The 18,820-nt window shown below is 66.9% G+C and carries 16 protein-coding genes; 4 read left to right on the plus strand and 12 right to left on the minus strand.

Annotated features, from left to right (window positions below; translation table 11 throughout):
- Nucleotides 1-56 precede the first annotated feature (56 nt).
- From Q352_RS0106465 to Q352_RS0106485, 5 genes are all read right to left on the minus strand, one after another.
- Nucleotides 57-272 (minus strand): hypothetical protein, encoded by a 216-nt coding sequence (locus Q352_RS0106465; protein ID WP_028498639.1) that lies wholly within the window; start codon nt 270-272, stop codon nt 57-59.
- 421 nt (nt 273-693) lie between these two features.
- Nucleotides 694-1,710 (minus strand): class I SAM-dependent rRNA methyltransferase, encoded by a 1,017-nt coding sequence (locus tag Q352_RS0106470; protein ID WP_028498640.1) that lies wholly within the window; start codon nt 1,708-1,710, stop codon nt 694-696.
- Between the two features lie 156 nt (nt 1,711-1,866).
- Nucleotides 1,867-2,841, minus strand: coding sequence for a serine/threonine protein kinase (locus tag Q352_RS0106475; protein ID WP_244879561.1), 975 nt, complete (start codon nt 2,839-2,841; stop codon nt 1,867-1,869).
- A 48-nt stretch (nt 2,842-2,889) separates the two neighbouring features.
- Nucleotides 2,890-5,946, minus strand: coding sequence for an efflux RND transporter permease subunit (locus tag Q352_RS0106480; protein WP_028498642.1), 3,057 nt, complete (start codon nt 5,944-5,946; stop codon nt 2,890-2,892).
- A 22-nt stretch (nt 5,947-5,968) separates the two neighbouring features.
- Complete coding sequence (locus tag Q352_RS0106485; protein WP_036385493.1) at nt 5,969-7,045, minus strand: efflux RND transporter periplasmic adaptor subunit; 1,077 nt, start codon at nt 7,043-7,045, stop codon at nt 5,969-5,971.
- A 211-nt stretch (nt 7,046-7,256) separates the two neighbouring features.
- Here Q352_RS0106485 and Q352_RS0106490 point away from each other — a divergent pair, with 211 nt between their 5' ends.
- The gene (locus Q352_RS0106490; protein ID WP_156952484.1) at nt 7,257-9,920 is read left to right on the plus strand and encodes a FimL-related protein; all 2,664 of its coding nucleotides are present in this window, start codon (nt 7,257-7,259) and stop codon (nt 9,918-9,920) included.
- Nucleotides 9,921-9,973: 53 nt separating this feature from the next.
- Here Q352_RS0106490 and bioF read toward each other — a convergent pair whose 3' ends face one another.
- Complete coding sequence (gene bioF / locus Q352_RS0106495; protein ID WP_028498645.1) at nt 9,974-11,119, minus strand: 8-amino-7-oxononanoate synthase; 1,146 nt, start codon at nt 11,117-11,119, stop codon at nt 9,974-9,976.
- Nucleotide 11,120: 1 nt separating this feature from the next.
- Nucleotides 11,121-12,131: a biotin synthase BioB gene (gene bioB / locus Q352_RS0106500; protein ID WP_036385495.1), complete on the minus strand. Its 1,011-nt coding sequence runs from the start codon at nt 12,129-12,131 to the stop codon at nt 11,121-11,123.
- A 49-nt stretch (nt 12,132-12,180) separates the two neighbouring features.
- Between bioB and Q352_RS20075 the strand changes: the two genes are divergently transcribed.
- The 3 genes from Q352_RS20075 to Q352_RS0106515 all read left to right on the plus strand — a co-directional run bounded on the left by Q352_RS20075 (nt 12,181) and on the right by Q352_RS0106515 (nt 14,688).
- Entirely contained in the window at nt 12,181-12,969 is a 789-nt protein-coding gene (locus Q352_RS20075; RefSeq protein WP_051528727.1) for a ComFC family protein, read from the plus strand.
- Between the two features lie 82 nt (nt 12,970-13,051).
- Nucleotides 13,052-13,516, plus strand: a complete 465-nt coding sequence (locus tag Q352_RS0106510; RefSeq protein WP_028498647.1) for a tRNA (cytidine(34)-2'-O)-methyltransferase — start codon at nt 13,052-13,054, stop codon at nt 13,514-13,516.
- 203 nt (nt 13,517-13,719) lie between these two features.
- Nucleotides 13,720-14,688 carry a septal ring lytic transglycosylase RlpA family protein gene (locus Q352_RS0106515; RefSeq protein ID WP_028498648.1) on the plus strand — a complete coding sequence of 323 codons (969 nt, stop codon included), beginning with the start codon at nt 13,720-13,722 and terminating at the stop codon, nt 14,686-14,688.
- A 68-nt stretch (nt 14,689-14,756) separates the two neighbouring features.
- Here Q352_RS0106515 and Q352_RS22205 read toward each other — a convergent pair whose 3' ends face one another.
- From Q352_RS22205 to bioH, 5 genes are all read right to left on the minus strand, one after another.
- The gene (locus Q352_RS22205) at nt 14,757-15,347 is read right to left on the minus strand and encodes a phosphatase PAP2 family protein (RefSeq protein WP_051528728.1); all 591 of its coding nucleotides are present in this window, start codon (nt 15,345-15,347) and stop codon (nt 14,757-14,759) included.
- Between the two features lie 2 nt (nt 15,348-15,349).
- Complete coding sequence (ruvA, locus tag Q352_RS0106525) at nt 15,350-15,946, minus strand: Holliday junction branch migration protein RuvA (protein ID WP_028498649.1); 597 nt, start codon at nt 15,944-15,946, stop codon at nt 15,350-15,352.
- A 69-nt stretch (nt 15,947-16,015) separates the two neighbouring features.
- A complete protein-coding gene (locus Q352_RS0106530) occupies nt 16,016-16,933 on the minus strand; it encodes a patatin-like phospholipase family protein (protein WP_028498650.1) in 918 nt (305 codons plus the stop codon).
- A gap of 73 nt (nt 16,934-17,006) precedes the next feature.
- Nucleotides 17,007-17,903 carry a malonyl-ACP O-methyltransferase BioC gene (gene bioC, locus Q352_RS0106535; protein ID WP_028498651.1) on the minus strand — a complete coding sequence of 299 codons (897 nt, stop codon included), beginning with the start codon at nt 17,901-17,903 and terminating at the stop codon, nt 17,007-17,009.
- 111 nt (nt 17,904-18,014) lie between these two features.
- The gene (bioH, locus tag Q352_RS0106540) at nt 18,015-18,794 is read right to left on the minus strand and encodes a pimeloyl-ACP methyl ester esterase BioH (RefSeq protein WP_036385497.1); all 780 of its coding nucleotides are present in this window, start codon (nt 18,792-18,794) and stop codon (nt 18,015-18,017) included.
- Between the last annotated feature and the right edge of the window lie 26 nt (nt 18,795-18,820).

Genomic DNA, 18,820 nt, shown 5'->3' on the forward strand with positions numbered 1-18,820 from the left:
GGAAACAGAAAAAGCCACTGTTAATACAGTGGCTTTTTTTAATTAAACCGGGTAAATCAATGACGTTGATAATCGTGCGGATTCGCCTTGATCACTTTTTCCGCATAGTCATTGGCAGCCTGAATCTGTTCTGCCGATTTGGCCGGCGCTGCCTGGGTGGCCTGTTCCTTCTCCATACGCATGCGTTGCAGATTATTCATGCCTTCACCGCCAGCAAAAGCAGCGCCGGCCAGCAGACTCAGGGAAATCAGCGGAAGAATGATTTTTTTCATGATGATGCCTCAATATTGAATTCTGTATGTCGATGTGATTGCTCTCACAATCCATTTGAACTGCGCGGCTTGTTTTACTGCGGTGTTCAGTCCATGGCTGAATAATAGTTATCAGCAACCGAAACAGATAGCGCAAATGATCGAACACATTGTTCAAAAATTCTGAACTACTATTGCATTTATTTAATCCCGCCTTAATCCGCTCACAGCCAGCCATGAAAAACGCCGCAGCCAGAATGGCCTGCGGCGTCAGACTGCCCGTCCACAGCGAACGGACGAGCGAAGCGAGGTTTCCCCGCGACGGCGGGGACGGAAGAGGCAGGATTCAAACAGGCAGACTGCCGTGTCCACGGCAGACGCCTGTCAGTCAGGCGTGCACCGACGCCACGGAGACCGTCGGTGCCCATCTACGGAGCAGTCTTCAGACGTGCAGCAGCGCCATCTTCAGCGGTGCCTGACCGTCGTAGCTCGGGAAATCGGCCTCCGGCACGATCCACTCGACATCATGGACCGGACGGCCGGCCTTGGCCGCGCTGCGCGTCAGTTGCGCCAGCCAGGTGTCGCGATCGACCTGGGCCACATTGTTGCAGCAGATCAGCGTGCCGCCCGGGGCGGTGGTCAGCAGTGCCGGCTTGAACAGCGCCGCATAGTCATTGACCAGGTCGACCACGCCGAACGGGCTCTTTGCATAGCGCGGCGGATCGAGGAACACCAGATCGAACTGGCGCGGTTCCAGCGTCGGGAACGGCGGCATGCGCTTGCCGCGCACCCGTTCCGGCTGGCCGATGCCGGACAGCTGGCGCACGGCGGCGAACACGTCGCTCTGCACGAAACGCGGACGGTGCGGCAGGTCATTCAGCTTGGCGTTGGCGCGGCCGATCGCCAGGCTGGATTCGGCAAAATCGACGTTCATGACAAATGCCGCCCCGGCCCTGGCGGCGGCAATGCCGACACCGCAGGTATAGGCAAACAGGTTCAGCACCGATTTGCCTTCGGCCAGCTCCATCACCCGGCGCCGGCCGGCACGCAGGTCGAGGAACAGCCACGGATCCTGACCGGCATGCCGCGCCTGGATCTGATAGCTGATGCCGAGTTCACGCGCGAGGCGCGGCTGCTCCGCCACTGCCTGCGCTTCCGGGTCCAGCCGGTTGCCGACGCGCGAATTGGCGCCGCTGCGATCGTTGTAGACCGCTGTCAGGCCGGGCTGGGCGGTCTGGTAGAACTCGAGAATGGCCTGATGCTCGTCGGCTTCCAGCGGATGGTGGAAGGTTTGCAGCAACAGCAGGTCGCCATAGCGGTCGACCGACAGACCGGGACGGCCCTCGGCACTGCCATGGAACAGACGATAGGCATTGGTATCCTGCGCGTGCAGCTGCGCGATCAGGTCGGATCGCTGATCCGCTGCACGCTGCAGCAGTTCGGTAATGGGAGCGGACATGAAAACTTTCTGGAATAGGGAGCCGGACGCCGGGCAAGCCGCGGACCGGCCCTGGAATAGCGACATGGGCGCATGATACAGGTCGTTGACTGACGACTCTATGAGGAACGGACCGACGCCACCGTCACCGCCAGTGCCCATCCCGCGTGGCTGTCGTCACCCCTGCCACAGCGGCGACGCACTCATCGCGTCGATCTGGTCGCGCAGCTCATGGATGCGCTCTTCCCAGTAGCGCGGCGACGCAAACCACGGGAAGGCGGCCGGGAAGGCCGGATCGTGCCAGCGCTGCGCCAGCCAGGCGCTGTAGTGGATCAGGCGCAAGGTACGCAGCGGTTCGATCAGGTGCAGTTCGCGGCTGTCGAAATCACAGAAATCCTCGTAACCGACCAGCAGGTCGGTCAGCTGCCGCCGCTGCTCGTCACGTTCGCCGGACAGCAGCATCCACAGGTCCTGTACCGCCGGGCCCATGCGGCTGTCGTCGAAGTCGACGAAGTGCGGGCCGGCATCGGTCCACAGCACGTTGCTGGCGTGGCAGTCGCCATGCAGCCGCAGCCGGCCCACATCGCCGGCGCGGTCGAAGCCCCGGCGCACACCGTCCAGCGCCTGCGCCGCCACCGTGAGATAGGCATCGTGCAGATCGCCCGAGATGACCTGGTGTTCCTTCAGCCAGGCCAGCGGCGTCTCGCCAAAGCTGACGATATCGATGGTCGGCCGCTGCCCGAAATCGCGCACCGCGCCCTGGGCGTGGATGCGACCGAGAAACCGCCCCAGCCAGGACAGGACTTCCGGCCGGTCCAGCTCCGGCGCCCGCCCGCCCCGGCGGGGGAATACCGAGAAGCGGTAGCCGTCATGCTGGTGCAGCGTGGCACCGCCGATCTGCAGCGCCGGCACCACCGGGATCTCGCGTTCGGCCAGTTCGGCAACGAAGGCGTGCTCCTCCAGAATCTGCGCATCGCTCCAGCGTCCGGGACGGTAGAACTTGGCGATCAGCGGTGCGCCGTCGTCGATACCGACCTGGTAGACGCGGTTTTCAAAGCTGTTAAGCGCCAGCAGGCTGCCGTCGACCTGCAGACCGACGCTTTCCAGCGCGGTCAGCAGGCAATCGGGCGTCAGCCCGGCGAAAGGAGGCACGAGGTCTGGGTTCATCGCTGCATGATACGCGCGGCGACCCGTCCCGCGTCATGCCTTGTTGCCGCTCCGGTCGCGCAGGCGGTGGGCATGCCACTGTTCAACTAGTGAATAGGCAGCCGGGATCACCGACAGGGTCAGCAGCGTCGAGCTGATCATGCCGCCGATCACCGCCACCGCCAGCGGCCCGTTGGTCTCGGCGCCAGCGCCAAAACCGAGCGCGGCCGGCAGCATGGCCAGAATCACGGTCAGCGAGGTCATCAGCACCGGCCGCAGGCGCATCGGGCAGCTTTTCAGCAGGGCCTCGTCCACCGCCAGCCCGGCCGCACGCTGCTGATTGGTCACGTCGATCAGCAAAATGGCGTTCTTCGCCACCAGCCCGATCAGCAGGATCAGACCGATCACCGAGTACACGTTCAGCGTATGCCCGGTAATCCACAGCAACAGCAGCCCGCCCACCACGGCCAGCGGTTCGGCCAGCATCACCAGCGCCGGCTGCAGGAAGGAGTTGAACTGGCTGGCCAGGATCATGTACAGCAGCAGGCTGGCAAAGCCGAAGGTAAACGCCAGCTGACCGGCAGTGCGCGACAGCTCGCGCGCCTCGCCGAGATACTCGACCCGGTAACCGGGCGGCAGTGCCCTGGCAGCGGCATCGACCAGCTTGACCGCATCGGCCAGCGCCACGGTCGGCGAGCCCTTCAACTGGACCGCATATTGCAGATCCTGGCGCTGGATCTGGGTCGGGCCCAGCGTATGGCGGATGCGCGCGACGCTGTCCAGCCGCACCAGCTTGCCGTCCTGCCCGCGCAGGAACACCGCGCCGAGGGTATCGGGCCGATCCAGCGATGATTCCAGCGCCCGCACCTGGATATCGTAGCGCTCGCCACTGTCGGAGAAGCGTGCCGGCGTGGTGCCGGCCGTCAGCAGATTGACCGCATCGCTGATCGACTGGGTCGACAGGCCCAGCCGGGCAGCAGCGGCGCGGTCGATATCCAGCTTCAGCTGCGGCTGGTCGAGGTCGACGTCGCTGTCCAGCCGGCCAATGCGGCTGTCGGCGCCCAGCCGGGTGGCCAGGGCATCGGCAGACTGGCTGACGACATCCAGCGCCGGCCCCACCACGGAAAACTGCAGCTTGCCGCCCCGGCTTTCACCGATGCGCGGAAACGGGAAGACCGACGGCCGCACGCCGGGCACCTGGGTAAACGCCTTGCGCATCGCCGCCATCAGCTCGCTTTGCGAGCGCTGGCGTTCGGCCTTGGGTTTCAGGCGCACGACGAAGGTGGTCTGGTTGACCTGCCCGCCGCCAAAGCCGCCGATGATGGACAGAAAACTGCCGATTTCGGGCTGGGCGCGGATGATCTTCTCCAGCTCGGCCGTCTTGCGGTCGGTGTAGTCGATTGACGCCCCGATCGGCGTCTTCATGCTGACCAGGAAGCGGCCTTCGTCCTCTTCCGGCAGGAATTCGGTCTTCATTACCATGAAAATCAGCGCGCTGGCGGCCACGCTGGCGCCAGCCACCGCCAGCACCAGCCCGCGATGGGACAGCGTCCAGCGCAGCATGCCGCGGTAGCCGTCCTCGAGGCGCTGGAACGCCGCTTCCAGCCGGCGGTACAGCGGGCCATGATGCGGCATGGTCTTCAGCATCCGGCTGGCCAGCATCGGCGTCAGCGTCACCGACACGAACAGCGACACCATCACCCCGGCGACGACCACGACGGCAAAGGAATTGAACAGCCGGCCGATCAGCCCGGACAGGAACACCACCGGCGCGAAGATCGCCACCAGGCTGAAGGTGGCGGCAATCACCGCGAACACCACCTGCTGACTGCCTTCCGCCGCGGCACGGAAACTGTCGGTCTCGCCTTCCTCGCGCAGCCGCCAGATGTTCTCGATCACCACAATGGCGTCGTCGACCACCACGCCGATCAGCAGCAGCAGGCCGAGCAGGGTAATGGTGTTGAAGGTGTAGCCAAGGAAGTACATCAGCGCGACCGCGCCCAGCAGCGACACCGGAATCGCCAGCGCGACAATCAGGGTCGAACGCAGATTGCGCAGGAACAGCCATACCACCAGCGCAGCCAGCAGGGTGCCCTCGAACAGGTGGTCTTCCAGCGCATTGACCATTTCAACCACGAAGCTGGAATCGTTCGACGCCACGGTCAGCTTCACCCCCGGCGGCAGCGCCGGCACGATTTCCTTTTCGACCTTGTCCAGCACGCCATCGGCCACCGCCACCATATTGCTGTTGGTCACGCGGATGATGCCGATATTCACCCCCGGCTGGCCGTTGAAGCGGGTGATGCTGCGCACGTCCCCCTCGCCATCGGCCACCACGGCGACATCGGCCAGCCGGATGGCGGCAGCGCCGCGGTAGCCGACCACCAGTTCGCGCAATTCGTCGATGGTGGTGTATTCGAGGTTCAGGTTGACCTGGTATTCGCGGTCGCCTTCCTTCAGCGTGCCGCCCGGCGCCTGGCGGTGCTCACGCGAAACGGCCGCGTCCACATCCATCGGCGACAGGCCGAAGCCGGCCAGCTTGACCGGATCGAGGTCGACGCGGATCACCCGCTCGCCCCGTCCGCGGATGATGACCTCGCCGACGCCGTCGATGGTCTCCAGCCGCTTCTTGATGACCGTGTCCGCATACGCGTACAGCTGCTTGGCAGTACGGTCGCCGGTCAGGCCAAGCCAGATGATCGGGCTGGCATTGGCGTCGGTCTTCGACACCACCGGCGCGTCAGCCGCATCGGGCAGCTGGCGCTGTGCCTGGCTGACCTTGACCTGGACCTCGTTGAAGGCCACGTCGACGTTCTTGTCCAGATTGAAAGTGATCTTCACCGACGAGCGACCGGCCTGCGAGGTCGACTCGATCAGGTCGACGCCGGGCACGCTGTTGACCGCGCTTTCGATCGCCTGGGTGACCGACTGGTCGATCACTTCCGGCGTGGCGCCGTCGAGCCGGGTCGAGACCGAGATTACCGGCTGGTCGATATTCGGATAACGGTCGATGCCGATGCGCTCGAAGGCGACCACGCCGAACAGGATCAGCACGGCCGACATCATGAACGCCAGCACGTGGCGGCGTATGGACAGTTCGGCAATCTTCATCGTGGGCTCCGCCGTGCGCCGCTCATCTGGCCGCCTCCGGCCGTGCCGACTTGTCGCGGATCGCCGCGCCGTCGGTCAGGAAACCGGCGCCATCGGCGACGACACGGTCGCCGGCCTTCAGCCCGTCGAGAATTTCGATGCGACCGTCCTGTTCGATCCCGGTTTTGGCCGGATGGGCAGAGACCTTGCTGCCGGCCGCCACATAGACCACGCGACCGGCCGGCCGGTCGACCACCGAAATCTGCGGCACCGACAGGGCGTCGCGGCGGGCCAGCACCAGATCTGCCGGCAATGCCTGGCCGGCGGTCAGGCTGCTGCCGGCCGGCAGGGCGGCCAGCGCGATGATTGCGCCGCTGTTGCTGTCGACTGCCGGGCGCACATCGCTGACCTGCACGTCCAGCGGACCGGCATTGTCGCGATACACCCGCACCGTCAGTCCCGGCCGGATGGCCTGCGGATCGCGCCCGGTCAGTCCCAGCCGCAGCCGCAGACCGCCCTGTTCGCCGCTGAGCACAAACAGCGGCTTGCCGGCCGTGGCGTAGTCGCCAACGCCGACCAGACGGGCATCGATGCGACCGGCGATCGGCGCCAGCACCGTGGTCCGCGCGGCATCGCGACGCGCCTGGGCGGCCTGGGCGCTGGCTGCCGCATGCTGCGCCCGCGCCGCATGCGCCTTGGCGGCCAGGTCGTCCACCGCCGACGCGGAAATGAAGCACTGTCCGGCCAGTTCGCGGCCGCGACGCCATTCGCTCTCCGCCTGCCCGGCCAGCGCGGCCAGCCGGGCGACATCGGCTTCGGCCGCCAGCCGCTTGCTGGCAGCATCGGCCGAATCCAGCCGCGCCAGCGGCTGACCGGCATGTACCGACTGACCGACGTCGGCCAGCACGGCAATCACCCGGCCGTCGACCTCGGCCACCACGTCGGGCGCATTGATCGCCTCGACCACGGCCAGCGCACGGGCGCGCTGCTCGATCGGCGTGATACGGGCGGTTTCCAGCGAAACCGACACCGGTGGCGGCCCCTTCGGACCGTCATCCCTGGCACCACCGGAGCAGGCGGCAATCAGGAGTGTCAACAGGACAGGCAGCAAACGGGGCATGGGCAGGATATCGAGCCGGTGAAAATCAGGGGTCGACCACGCACCTGACGGGCAGGCGCATGGCTTCGGAAAAATCCGGCAAGCATACGCTGTGAAGCTGAATATCGTCTTGCCACTCATGCCGGAACCGGCCACAAAGTCAGCCGTCGGTAGCACACCGGTAGGGTTTGTCGGCAACCTCGTTTAATATCCCCTGTCATTGACCGATCAATTGACCGACGACATCACTGCCGCCGCAACGACCCTGCCTCCTATGAATGCCGCCGAGCTAGCCGAACGCCTGTCCCGCCCCGCCCCCCGCTTCCTGATCGCACTCGACGTGCCGCCCGAATCGCGCGCGCAGCTGGCGGCCGATCAGCAGCACCAGTTCGAACGCGGCCTGCTGCTGTGGGGACGAACCGGCCACCAGCAGGCAATGGATCTGATGCGCGAAACACTGGCCGTGCTCGGCAGCCTGCAGCGCGATCCGGTCGCCAGACAATTCTGCTGGCTGGCCGAAGGCGCGCTGGAATCGTGCAAGGACCGGTCGCCGGCCACGCGCGAAATTCTCAATGCCCTGTCGCAACAGGTGCGCAGCCTGGCGACGCAGACTTTTACCCTGCCCGAGGCGCTGGCCCTGTCGCTATGGCAGCGCATCAGCGTAACCGGCGGTGGCGAAACGGCCGCGGCCCTGCGCCGCCACCTGAATGCACCGGCGCCGGCCGCACCGGCCATCCCGACGCTGAACCCGGTCGATGCCATCCCGACTGTCGACGACGCGATACCGCCACCATCCGGGGGGCCGGCCATCCCGACGCTGGACCCGGTCGATACCATCCCGACTGTCGACGACGCGATACCGCCACCATCCGGGGTGTCGGCCATCCCGACGCTGGACCCGGTCGATGCCATCCCGACCATCGACGATATCGCTCCTCCACAGCCCGATGCCGATATCCCCGACCTGTCCCTGGACTGGGCCGTTCCGGATGCAGGGACAGACGCGCCGGTTCATGAGCGGCTCGAGTCGGTGCGCTGGGTTGCACCGTCCAGCAGCTATGCGCTGCCGACCCGGATGGAAGTTCCCCCGCTATTGCCGATCAACGAGCCGGCAGCGGCCATCCCCGAACTGTCCATTGGCGACGCACTGCCAGCCACCGATGCCGCGCCGACAGCAGCCATCCCCGAACTGTCCATCGGCGATGCACTGCCAGCCACCAACGCTGCGCCGGCAGCCGATATTCCCGAGCTGTCCATCGGCGATGCACTCCCGACCGCCAGCGCCGCACCGGCAGCCGACATTCCCGAGCTGTCCATCGGTGACGCACTGCCAGCCACCGATGCTGCGCCGACCGCCGATATCCCCGAACTGTCCATCGGTGACGCACTGCCAGCCACCGATGCTGCGCCGACCGCCGATATCCCCGAACTGTCCATCGGCGATGCACTCCCGACCACCAGCGCCGCACCGGCAGCCGACATTCCCGAACTGTCCGTCGGCGATGCACTCCCGGCCGCCGACACCGCGCCGGAAACCGGTATCCCGGAACTGACGATCGGTGACGCACTCCCGCCCACCGATGACGCGCCGACAGCAGCCATCCCCGAACTGTCCATCGGCGATGCACTGCCAGCCACCGATATCCCCGAACTGTCGATCGGCGATGAATGCCCGGCCGCCGACGCCGCGCCGGAAACCGGTATCCCCGAGTCGCCGCGACCTGTACCCGCCCCGCTGCCGGAGCTGCCGCTGATCGCCAGCGCCCCGTTTGCCGCACCGCGCCAGGCGCTGTCGATCGAGCCTCACCCGCAGGCCGCCGTCTTCGCCGCACTGGCCGCCGCCTTGCAGTCGAACTGGCAGCGGATCGCCAATGGCAGCACCTCGCACTTCAATCTGTTCCGCGACGCGCTGGTCACCCTGAATGACGGATTGCCGTCCCTCGGCACCCCGGCGCTGGCCAGGCTGGCCAGCGCGCTGCTGACGCATGCCGATGAGCTGCCGGTCTGCGGCCCCGCGGCCGACGAGGGCGAACGGGTTGCCGAAGCGCTCGACAACCTGACTGACTGTCTGAAGCGCTGGCCGAAACTGGGGGAGGACGATATCGAGGCGCTGGAAGCGCATCAGCGCGCGCTGACCGAGATGCCACAGGCCGGAACCCCGTTGCCGGAAGGCGAGCTGCAGCAGCTGGCTGCCGACATGCAATCGCTGTCGGCCACGCCGGCCGACCCGGTTCCGGCGCCACCTCCCGCTCCAGCCTCGATTTCGCTTGCCGAGGTGCCACACCTGTATGCAGCGCCCACCGATGCCGACGTACCGAGCAACGCGGCCATCGAGCGCGCCGCGCTGGGCGTCGCCGCTCAGGCGCACCTGACCGAACTGATCCATGGCCGCTCGCGCGCCTCTGCCGGCGGCGGCATCGACAACGACATGGTCCAGGCCGCCCAGGCACTGGCCGCCGAGGCCGAAGCGGCCGGCGAAACCGCACTGGGCTCGCTGGCTGCCGCCTTCGCCGCTGCCCTCGATGCCAGCCGCTTCCACCCGGAACCGGTACTGGAAATCGGCGCCGACATCATTGCCGTGCTGGTCGACATGATTGGCAGCGTGCAGCGTGGCGAACCGGTCGAAGGCGCCGAAGATCTGGTCGAGGTACTGGTCGAACTGACGCCGAAGGCGCCCCCGTCACTGTCGCTGCCAGAGGAACCGGCGGCGGGAGCAGAACAGGAACAGGAGCCGGTTCCCGCACCGGCCGCTTCGCCGGCGCCGGCCTTCGAGTTGCCGGACCTGAGCTTCGACGAGGAAGTGATGCCGCCATCCGCCATGGAACCGGAACCCGAGCCGGACACGCCGTGGCCGGACGAAATGCCCGACCTTGGTGACGACCTGACGCCACGCTGAGCCCAGATAAGACGAAGTGGAGAGCGCCGCGCCGGCGCTCTCCCTCGCAGTGATCAGCTCAAGCCGTCCAGCAACGCCTCGACATCGGCCGCGCTGTGTGCGGCGGATAGCGACACCCGCAAGCGTGCGCTGCCCACCGGCACCGTCGGCGGGCGGATCGCCGGCACCCAGATGCCGCGTTCCCGCAGCCGTGCGGCCGCAGCCAGTGCCGCGGCGTCGTCGCCGCACGGAAATGGCTGGATCGCGGTGCGGGACGGCAGCAGCGCCAGGCCGCGGGCAGCGGCACCCTCTCGCAGCTGCACGATGCGCGCCTCAAGGTCGGCACGGCGTTCATCGGCCTGACCGACCACATCGAGCATCACCGTCAGCGCGTGGGCCAGCGATGGCGGACAGGCCGTGGTGAAAATTGCCGTGCGCGCACTGTTGACCAGCCAGTCGATCACCGTGGCCGTGCCCGCCACGGCCGCCCCGGCCAGACCGGCCGCCTTGCCGAAGGTGGCCAGTTGCACCAGATTCGGACTGTCCAGCCCCGCGGCAGCCAGGCTGCCGCGACCACCGTCACCGAGTACGCCGAAGCCGTGTGCATCGTCGACATACAGCCACGCATCGTAGCGCTCGGCCAGCGCAAGCAGGTCGGCCAGCGGCGCCAGATCGCCATCCATGCTGTAGACGGCATCGACGGCGATCAGCCGCGCGCCGCCGGGATGGGCCGCCAGCCGGCTTTCCAGCCCGTCGAGGTCATTGTGGCGAAAACGCACGTGTTCGGCGCCGGACAGACGGCAGCCGTCGATCAGTGACGCATGGGCGAGCCGGTCGGAAAACACCGTGTCGCCGCGCCCGACCAGCGCACCGACCACACCGGTATTGGCCTGATAGCCGCTTGAGAACAGCAGGGCAGCCTCGCGGCCGACAAAATCGGCAAAGTGCCGCTCGAACCGGTCATGCGCCGCCAGGTGTCCGGTCAGCAGATGGGATGATCCGCTGCCGGCGCCAAAGCGGCGCGCCCCGTCGGCCAGTGCGTCGATCAATCGCGCGTCACTGGCCAGGCCCAGATAGTCGTTGCTGGCGAACGTCAGGTACGTTCGGCCATCCACCACGATATGCGGCCCCTGCGGGCTGTCGACCCGGGGACGCCGGCGACGGCGGTAACGCGCGTCGAGGTCGGCCAGGCGGTCGGCCAGTTCGGCAGGACGCGGCACGTCAGCAGCCAGCTTCCGGCTGCTGGTACGGGTACAGGTCCAGCTTGGCCATCAGTTCGGCGTCGTGGTCGGCTTCCGGGTTGCCGGTGGTCAGCAGCTTGTCACCATAGAAGATGGAATTGGCCCCGGCCATGAAGCACATGGCCTGCATCGCTTCCGGCATCTGCTGGCGGCCAGCCGACAGGCGCACGAAGCTGGTCGGCATGGTGATGCGCGCCACGGCGATGGTGCGCACGAATTCGGTCCAGTCCAGTTCTTCGGCATCGGCCAGCGGCGTACCCTCGACCTTGACCAGCTGGTTGATCGGCACCGACTCCGGCTGCGGATCGAGGTTGGCCAGACTGGCGATCAGGCCGGCGCGTTCCTTGCGCGTTTCGTTCAGGCCGACGATGCCGCCGCAGCAGACCTTGAGCCCCGCTCCCCGCACCTTGCCCAGCGTATCCATGCGGTCGTCGAAGCCGCGGGTATGAATGATGTCTTCGTAGTGTTCGGGCGAGGTATCAAGGTTGTGGTTGTAGTAGTCGAGGCCCGATTCCTTCAGCTGTTCGGCCATGCCCGGCTTCAGCAGACCGAAGGTGCCACAGGTTTCCATGCCGAGCGATTTGACCGCGCTGATGATTTCGCTGACCTTGTCCACATCCTTCTGCTTCGGGCCGCGCCAGGCCGCCCCCATGCAGAAACGGCTGGCGCCGCGCGCCTTGGCCAGCCGGGCCTTTTCCAGCACTTCTTCGACATCCAGCAGCTTCTGGCTCTGCACACCGGTATCGAAACGGGCCGACTGCGGACAGTAGCCGCAGTCTTCCGGGCAGCCGCCGGTCTTGATCGACAGCAGGGTCGACAGCTGGATCGCGCGCGGATCGAACAGGCGACGGTGCACTTCTGCGGCGCGATGGACCAGGTCGAGGAATGGCGTTTCGAACAGGGCCTCGACCTTGCACACACTCCAGTATTCAAGTTGGGGATGCGGCGTGGCGGGCTGCTGGAATTCCAGCGGACGGGACGGTGTGTTCATGGCGGATACTTGCTCGTGTCGTTGTCTGACGGAATGGGGGTCATCGTCGATGAAGCACATCACGCTGTCAAACTGGCTGCACCATTTTCTGAACAATTGTGTAAATTTTGAACAGATTTGCATCTTTTGTGCTGCCAGCGCCCGCAATCCGGTCTGCGCCCCCTGCCTGAACGCGCTGCTGCGGCCGCCGTCTCCGGCCTGCCCGCACTGCGCCGCCCCGTCGCCCGCGGCCTTGCCATGCCCGCGCTGCCTGCGCCATCCCCCGGCCTTTGCCCGGCTGACGGCCGGCTGGACGCTGGCGTTCCCGCTCGACGCCTTGCTGTACCGCTGCAAATACGGTCATGACCTTGCCAGCGTGGCCGCACTGGCCGAACTGGCGGTACAGGGCCTGTCCGGACGGGTCGCCCCGGTCGATGCGGTGATCCCCATGCCCCTGCACCCGGCCCGACAGGCGCAAAGAGGCTTCAACCAGAGCCAGGAAATGGTCCGTCCGCTTGCCCGCCGGCTGCAGATTCCCGTCATCGACCGGCAACTGTTGCGGATCAGAGACACTTCGGCCCAGGCCGGGCTGACACTGGCCGCGAGACGGCGGAATCCTCGCGGTGCCTTCGCCGTCAACGGCCGGCTGGACGGACTCGTCCTCGCCCTGTTCGACGACGTCGTCACCAGCGGTGCGACCCTGTCGGCGGCAACCCGCGCCTTGTTGCGCGCCGGTGCCGCCCGTGTCGACGGCTGGGTGCTGGCGCGCACGCCGGGCGCCAGCGAGGCCGCTGCGGAAACCGCCTACCACCAAATCGGCGCCAACGGTGAAAATCCATTGCCGACGACCCGGCCGTGACCCTCGCGCGCCCCGTTTTTGCCGTGCCGGCAGGGGGGCTGGCTTGACCAAGCCCTTGATGCGCTTGCACAATCTTTTCCACATGTTCGCCGTCGTCCTCTTTGAGCCGGAAATTCCACCGAATACCGGCAACGTCATCCGCCTCTGTGCCAACACCGGTTGCGAGCTGCATCTGGTCGAGCCACTGGGCTTTCCGCTGGACGATGCCCGCATGCGTCGCGCCGGGCTCGACTACCACGAGTACGCGACAATGACCGTTCACCGCGACTGGGACGCCTGCCAACAGGCGCTGTCCGGTCGCCGCATGTTTGCCATGACCACCAGGGCGAACCGTCGCCCCGATGCCGTTGCGCTCGAGGCCGATGACGTGTTCGTGTTTGGTCCGGAATCCCGCGGCTTGCCCGATCCGGTGCTGGCGGGATTTGCCGAAGACAGGCGCTTGCGACTGCCCATGCGGGCAGGGCAACGCAGCCTGAACCTATCAAACGCCGTCGCGGTGACGGTGTTCGAAGCCTGGCGGCAGCACGGATTTTCCGGCGCCGCCTGACACGTCCCCGCCCGACGCGGGCGGCGGGTCAATGACGGGTTGCAGTGCAGCATTTTGCCTGCCGTTCGTCCAGTAACGCTTGTGGCGGGCCGCTGGCCTCGCCTATCAAGCCATTCATGTCCTCGGGTTACAGAAAGAGCATTAGCGACATCCCGTTCCCATCAACCTTGCGCACCCCGCGCAACAGCATAAGGAAAGTGCCGATGAAGCCTTTACGATGGCTGTGGCTCGCGCTGCTGAGCACGCTGATATTTGCCGGCTGTTCTACATCGTCGGCACCGAACAACAAGACCGCTTCCGCCGGCAAGTACGCCGGCAAGAAGTTCATCCCCGCCAAGAAGGGCGGCGGTTACTACCTAGACGACGGTCCCGGCGACCTGGTCCCGGCCAACCTCGACAGCATCCCCGACGCCATTCCGGTGGATGAACCCAACCATCGCTGGGCCAACCGTCCGTACGCCGCCCTCGGCGTCAACTACACACCGGACACCAGCAACAAACCGTACCAGGCCAGCGGCACCGCCTCGTGGTACGGCAAGAAGTTCCACGGCAAGCGGACCTCGTCCGGCGAAGCCTACGACATGTTCGCCATGACCGGCGCGCATCCGACCCTGCCCATTCCCAGCTTTGTCCGCGTCACCAACAAGCGCAACGGCAAGACCGTTGTGGTGCGGATCAATGATCGCGGCCCGTTCCACAAGGGACGCCTGATCGACCTGTCGTATGCGGCCGCCTACAAGCTCGGCTACGTCGACACCGGCAGCGCCAGTGTCAGCGTCGAACGCGTATGGCCGGACGACCGGGTGAACAGCACGACCCGCCTGGCCGCCAACGACCTGCCGAAGCCGGCTGATGCCCGTCCGTTCGCCTCGGCGCTGATGCCGGTGTCGCGTCCGGCGACCATCGCCAACGATACCGTCGCCACCACGACCCGCAAGTCGATGGACTCGGCCGGTATCTGGCTGCAACTGGGTGCCTTCGGCAGCCAGGCCAATGCCGAAGCGCAGCGTACCCGGCTGCAGGCGATGATCAATGACGAGAACCAGGAAGGCGATCTGGAGATCGTGGACCGTGACGGCCTGTACCGGGTCCGCCTCGGCCCGTTCGTCAGCCCGGCCCGCGCCCGCGAAGTCGCACAGGCGCTGAAGGTCCAGACGGTGGTGATGCGCTGACCGGCGCAGCCCGCTAACAAAAACCCCCGCTGCAAAGCGGGGGGTTTTTTCGTTCTCAGACGGTTCGTTCAGCGCCGCCGGTGCCAGCTCACGCACAGCGCCACCCAGGCCAGCCCGGCGGCGGTGCCGGCCAGCACGTCGCTGAAGTAGTGGACGCCCAGCGCCGGCCGGGTCAGGGCGGTCAGCGTCAGCCAGGCCGCCAGCGCCAGCCAGACGGCGATCCGCGCGCCCGGACGCTGCAGGCGGGACGCCAGCAGCCAGGCCAGTGCGGCATACAGGGCGGTCGTGCCCATCGCGTGACCGCTCGGGAACGAGCTGCCGAAGGTACCGACATCCGCCATGCCAGGCGGCCGGGGGCGCTCGACCACCAGTTTCAGCGCACCATTGACGCCCCAGGCCCCTGCAGCAGCCAGCATCAGGAACCCTGCATCGCGCTGCCGGCCGGCCCGCCAGGCCAGTGCCGCCACCAGCGCGGCGATGCCCAGTGTCGGCAGCGCCTTGCCTGCCAGATCCCAGCCATAGGCGAACGACAGGAATGGCGCCGGCGCAGCGGCCAGCCCGCGGAAGACGGACTGGTCCAGCGCGGCCATCTGCGGCGTATTGAGTCCTGTCGCCACCGCGACGAATACCGCCGCTGCGATCCAGCCCGGCCACTTCATGCTCAGCCCTTTGCCAGCGCCTTCAGCGCCATGCGGATACCGGCGCCGACGTCGGTGCCGGCCGGCACGCCCTTCAGCGCGGCATCAGCCTCGCGGGCGTTGTAGCCCAGTGCCAGCAACGCGTTGACCATGTCGTCGCGCGGGTCGATCTCGCTGACGGCATTGCCGGCGACCATCGGCAACGGCACGCCGCTGGAGGCAACCAGCTTGCCGCGCAGTTCGAGGATCAGCCGCTCGGCGGTTTTCTTGCCGATGCCGGGCACGCGCGACAGCGCCTTGATGTCGTCGCGCTCGACCGCCAGCGCGAGCTCGTCACCGCTGAGGCTGGACAGCAGCGCCAGCGCCAGCTTGCCGCCGACACCGGAAATGCGGATCAACTGGCGGAACACTTCACGCTCGGCGCGGCTGGCGAAGCCGTACAGCAGCTGCGCGTCCTCGCGCACCGCATGATGGGTCCACAGCGTGGTCGCCGCGCCGGGCGCGGGCAGCAGGCAGAAGGTGCTCATCGGCACGTCGACTTCATAACCGACGCCAGCGACGTCGATCAGAATCTGGGGCGGGTGTTTTTCCAGCAGGGTGCCGGCAAGGCGTCCGATCATGGCGTCGTGTTCTTTGCTAGAAGGGGAAAACGGGGATTGTCGCCCGGAATGCGGCCACGGGGCCAGACGCTAGCGGGAGACGGTCCGGGTTGCCGCCTGCGCGGCGGCCAGTTCGCGCGCCTTGGCATCGATGCGGGCACGGATCAGCGGCATCATCTGCTGCGCGGCTTTTTCGCCTTCGAGAATGGCGCGGTTGCGCGCGTCGAAATCGGCGCCGCCGATCTGGCCGACCGACGGGTGGATCACCACGTCGGCATCCTTCAGCTCCTGGTTCAGCAGCCGCTCGCCCATGATGGTCACGCTCTGGTCGAGCAGGCCGAGGAAGCCTTCGGCCTTGCCGTTGCGGGCGCGGGCGGAAATGTCCACGGCGATGATCAGGTCTGCGCCCATTTCCCGCGCGGCCGAAACCGGCACCGGGCTGGTCAGGCCGCCGTCGACATAGCGACGCCCCTGGATCACCGGCGGGATGAACACATTCGGGATACTGCACGACGCACGCACTGCCTGGCCGGTATTGCCGCGCCGGAACACGACCCGGCGACCGGACGACAGGTCGGTGGCAACGGCGCCAAACGGCTTGCCGAGCTTTTCGATATTGCGATTGCCGACCAGCCGGTTCACGTAAGCCTGCAGCGCCTCGCCCTTGATGAAACCCTGGCTGGACACGGTCAGGTCGCGCAGGTCGGCCTCGTCGAGCTGCTGGGCCACCTTCTGCAACTGGAAGCCGCTGTAGCCGGCCGCGTACAGGCTGCCGACCACGCTGCCGGCACTGGTGCCGGTGACGATGTCGGCATGGATGCCATGCGCTTCCAGCACCTTGATCACGCCGATATGGGCAAAGCCCTTGGCCGCGCCACCGCCAAGCGCCAGCGCAATGCGCGGCTTGGGCAGTGCCGCCGGCGGGGTGACCGGCTCCGGCGGCGGCGTGGTCGCGCAGGCGGAAAGCAGCAGGAACAGGGAAGCGGCGAGGAAACGACGGCGTTGCATGATGGGCAGACCGGGCGGCGAAAAGCCGCCAGCGTGAAGGAAACAGGTGAAGGGAAGCTGATGCCCGGCCATTCTACGCCGGACGCCGGGGCATGAACTCGACAATGTCCCGGCCATCGTCGAGCTTGCGCTTCGGCGCTGCGGCCGGTCGCCAGGCATGGCCGTATACCACCTCATAGGTGGCCGGCAGCCGTCCTTCCCGGCGCCACTGCTCATAGTTGGCCTCGACCCGTGCCCAGGCATGCTTGCCCATCAGCCCGCGCCCGCGGCCCTCGGTCGCGTTGCGCGCGCCGATGGCCTTCAGGTCGCGCATGACGCCTTTTACGTCGTCATAGGTCAGCACGATTTTTTCCATGTCCATGACCGGCGTGGCAAAACCGGCGCGCACCAGCGCATCGCCCAGATCGTGCATGTCGATGAAGCGGTTGACGTGGGTAGCGGCATCCACACCGGCAAAGGCGGCGCCCAGTTCCTTCAGCGTGTCGGGACCGAGTGTCGAGAACATCAGCAAGCCGTCGACTTTCAGCACGCGATGGAATTCGGCGAAAACCCGGTCCGGCGTATTCATCCACTGCACGGCCAGGTTCGACCAGACCATATCGACCGAGCCGGTCGCCAGCGGCAGGTTTTCCAGGTCGCCACAGACCTGGGCCGGCGCCCGGGTGAACAGCTTCTTCAGCAGGCCGGCCGGCATCTGCTTGGCGCGCGACGCCTGCAGCATCGACAGCGCCAGATCGAATTCGACCACCCGCGCATCGGCATAGCGGTCGCGCAGGGTTGCCGCGCCATAGCCGGTGCCGCTGCCGGCATCGAGGATCACCCCCGGCGCATGCCGGATCAGGTCAAGGCGGCCGGCCATGCGGTCCGACACCTCGCGCTGCAGTACGGCGGCACCGTCATAGCTGCGCGCGGCACGGTCGAACGAGGCGCGGACGCGCGATTTGTCGGTGTAGAACGATTCAGAGCTCATCGGATTCAGCCTGCCCGCGACGGGCGAGTATGCGCATTGTCGGAAACCATAACGCGGATAGATGGGGGCGGCCGGCCGGGATGCCAAGCCACCACGGGACGGACGGTCGGGTCAGTCATGTTCCGTCAAGAACGCCGTCAGCGCGGCGAGAAAATCCGCCTCGTGCGACAGGAACGGCGCGTGGCTGGCACGCGGAAACTCGACCAGCCGCGAATCGGCGATCTGCCCGGCCAGCCAGCGGCCGGCGCCGATCGGCGTGATGGCGTCGCGCAGACCGAACAGCAACAGGGTCGGGCAGGCGATGGCTGCCGCGTCGGCCCGCAGGTCGCTGCGGACCAGCACCTCCAGCATCGCCTCCAGCCCCTGCGGCCGGCCGTGGGCAAACAGGTCGCGACGCAGCGTCGCCAGTGTCTCGCGCGCCGAGTCCGAACCCAGGGTCTGCAATGCAAGAAAGCGGGTCAGCGTGGCATCGAACGCCGTGGCCAGGCTGGCGCCGACCGCCTCGATCTGCGCCGCCTCCTGCGCATGCGGCCAGTCCGGCGCACGCACGAAGCGCGGACTGGTGGCAGTCAGCGCCAGCGAACGCACGGCATCGGGCCGGGTCGCCGCCCAGTGCTGGCCGACCAGACCGCCCAGCGACCAGCCGACCACGTGCACCGGCAACGGGAAAGCGTCGGCAATCCGCCCGGTCACCGCGTCGATCGTGGCATGGGTCGGGGCCGGGCTCAGCCCATGGCCGGGCAGGTCGACCAGATGCACGGCATGCTGTTCGGCCAGCCGGTCGGCAATCCGGTCCCAGACGCCGCCGTGCAGGCCCCAGCCATGCAGCAGCACGACGTCAGAGCCCTGCCCCCGGGTCTCGAAATGGATCAGCGGCGCCTCAGCGGACATGGGCAAGCGGCGCAACGGGCGCGATA

This window comes from Microvirgula aerodenitrificans DSM 15089 (assembly GCF_000620105.1).
Classification (GTDB): Bacteria; Pseudomonadota; Gammaproteobacteria; order Burkholderiales; family Aquaspirillaceae; genus Microvirgula; species Microvirgula aerodenitrificans.

Excerpts from the sequence above, each read along its gene's own strand:
- Q352_RS0106465 (WP_028498639.1), bottom strand. The coding sequence starts at position 272 with ATGAAAAAAATCATTCTTCCGCTGATTTCCCTGAGTCTGCTGGCCGGC.
- Q352_RS0106470 (WP_028498640.1), bottom strand. The coding sequence starts at position 1,710 with ATGTCCGCTCCCATTACCGAACTGCTGCAGCGTGCAGCGGATCAGCGA.
- Q352_RS0106480 (WP_028498642.1), bottom strand. The coding sequence starts at position 5,946 with ATGAAGATTGCCGAACTGTCCATACGCCGCCACGTGCTGGCGTTCATG.
- Q352_RS0106485 (WP_036385493.1), bottom strand. The coding sequence starts at position 7,045 with ATGCCCCGTTTGCTGCCTGTCCTGTTGACACTCCTGATTGCCGCCTGC.
- bioB (WP_036385495.1), bottom strand. The coding sequence starts at position 12,131 with ATGAACACACCGTCCCGTCCGCTGGAATTCCAGCAGCCCGCCACGCCG.
- Q352_RS20075 (WP_051528727.1), top strand. The coding sequence starts at position 12,181 with ATGAAGCACATCACGCTGTCAAACTGGCTGCACCATTTTCTGAACAAT.
- Q352_RS0106510 (WP_028498647.1), top strand. The coding sequence starts at position 13,052 with ATGTTCGCCGTCGTCCTCTTTGAGCCGGAAATTCCACCGAATACCGGC.
- Q352_RS0106515 (WP_028498648.1), top strand. The coding sequence starts at position 13,720 with ATGAAGCCTTTACGATGGCTGTGGCTCGCGCTGCTGAGCACGCTGATA.
- Q352_RS22205 (WP_051528728.1), bottom strand. The coding sequence starts at position 15,347 with ATGAAGTGGCCGGGCTGGATCGCAGCGGCGGTATTCGTCGCGGTGGCG.
- ruvA (WP_028498649.1), bottom strand. The coding sequence starts at position 15,946 with ATGATCGGACGCCTTGCCGGCACCCTGCTGGAAAAACACCCGCCCCAG.
- Q352_RS0106530 (WP_028498650.1), bottom strand. The coding sequence starts at position 16,933 with ATGCAACGCCGTCGTTTCCTCGCCGCTTCCCTGTTCCTGCTGCTTTCC.
- bioC (WP_028498651.1), bottom strand. The coding sequence starts at position 17,903 with ATGAGCTCTGAATCGTTCTACACCGACAAATCGCGCGTCCGCGCCTCG.
- bioH (WP_036385497.1), bottom strand. The coding sequence starts at position 18,794 with ATGTCCGCTGAGGCGCCGCTGATCCATTTCGAGACCCGGGGGCAGGGC.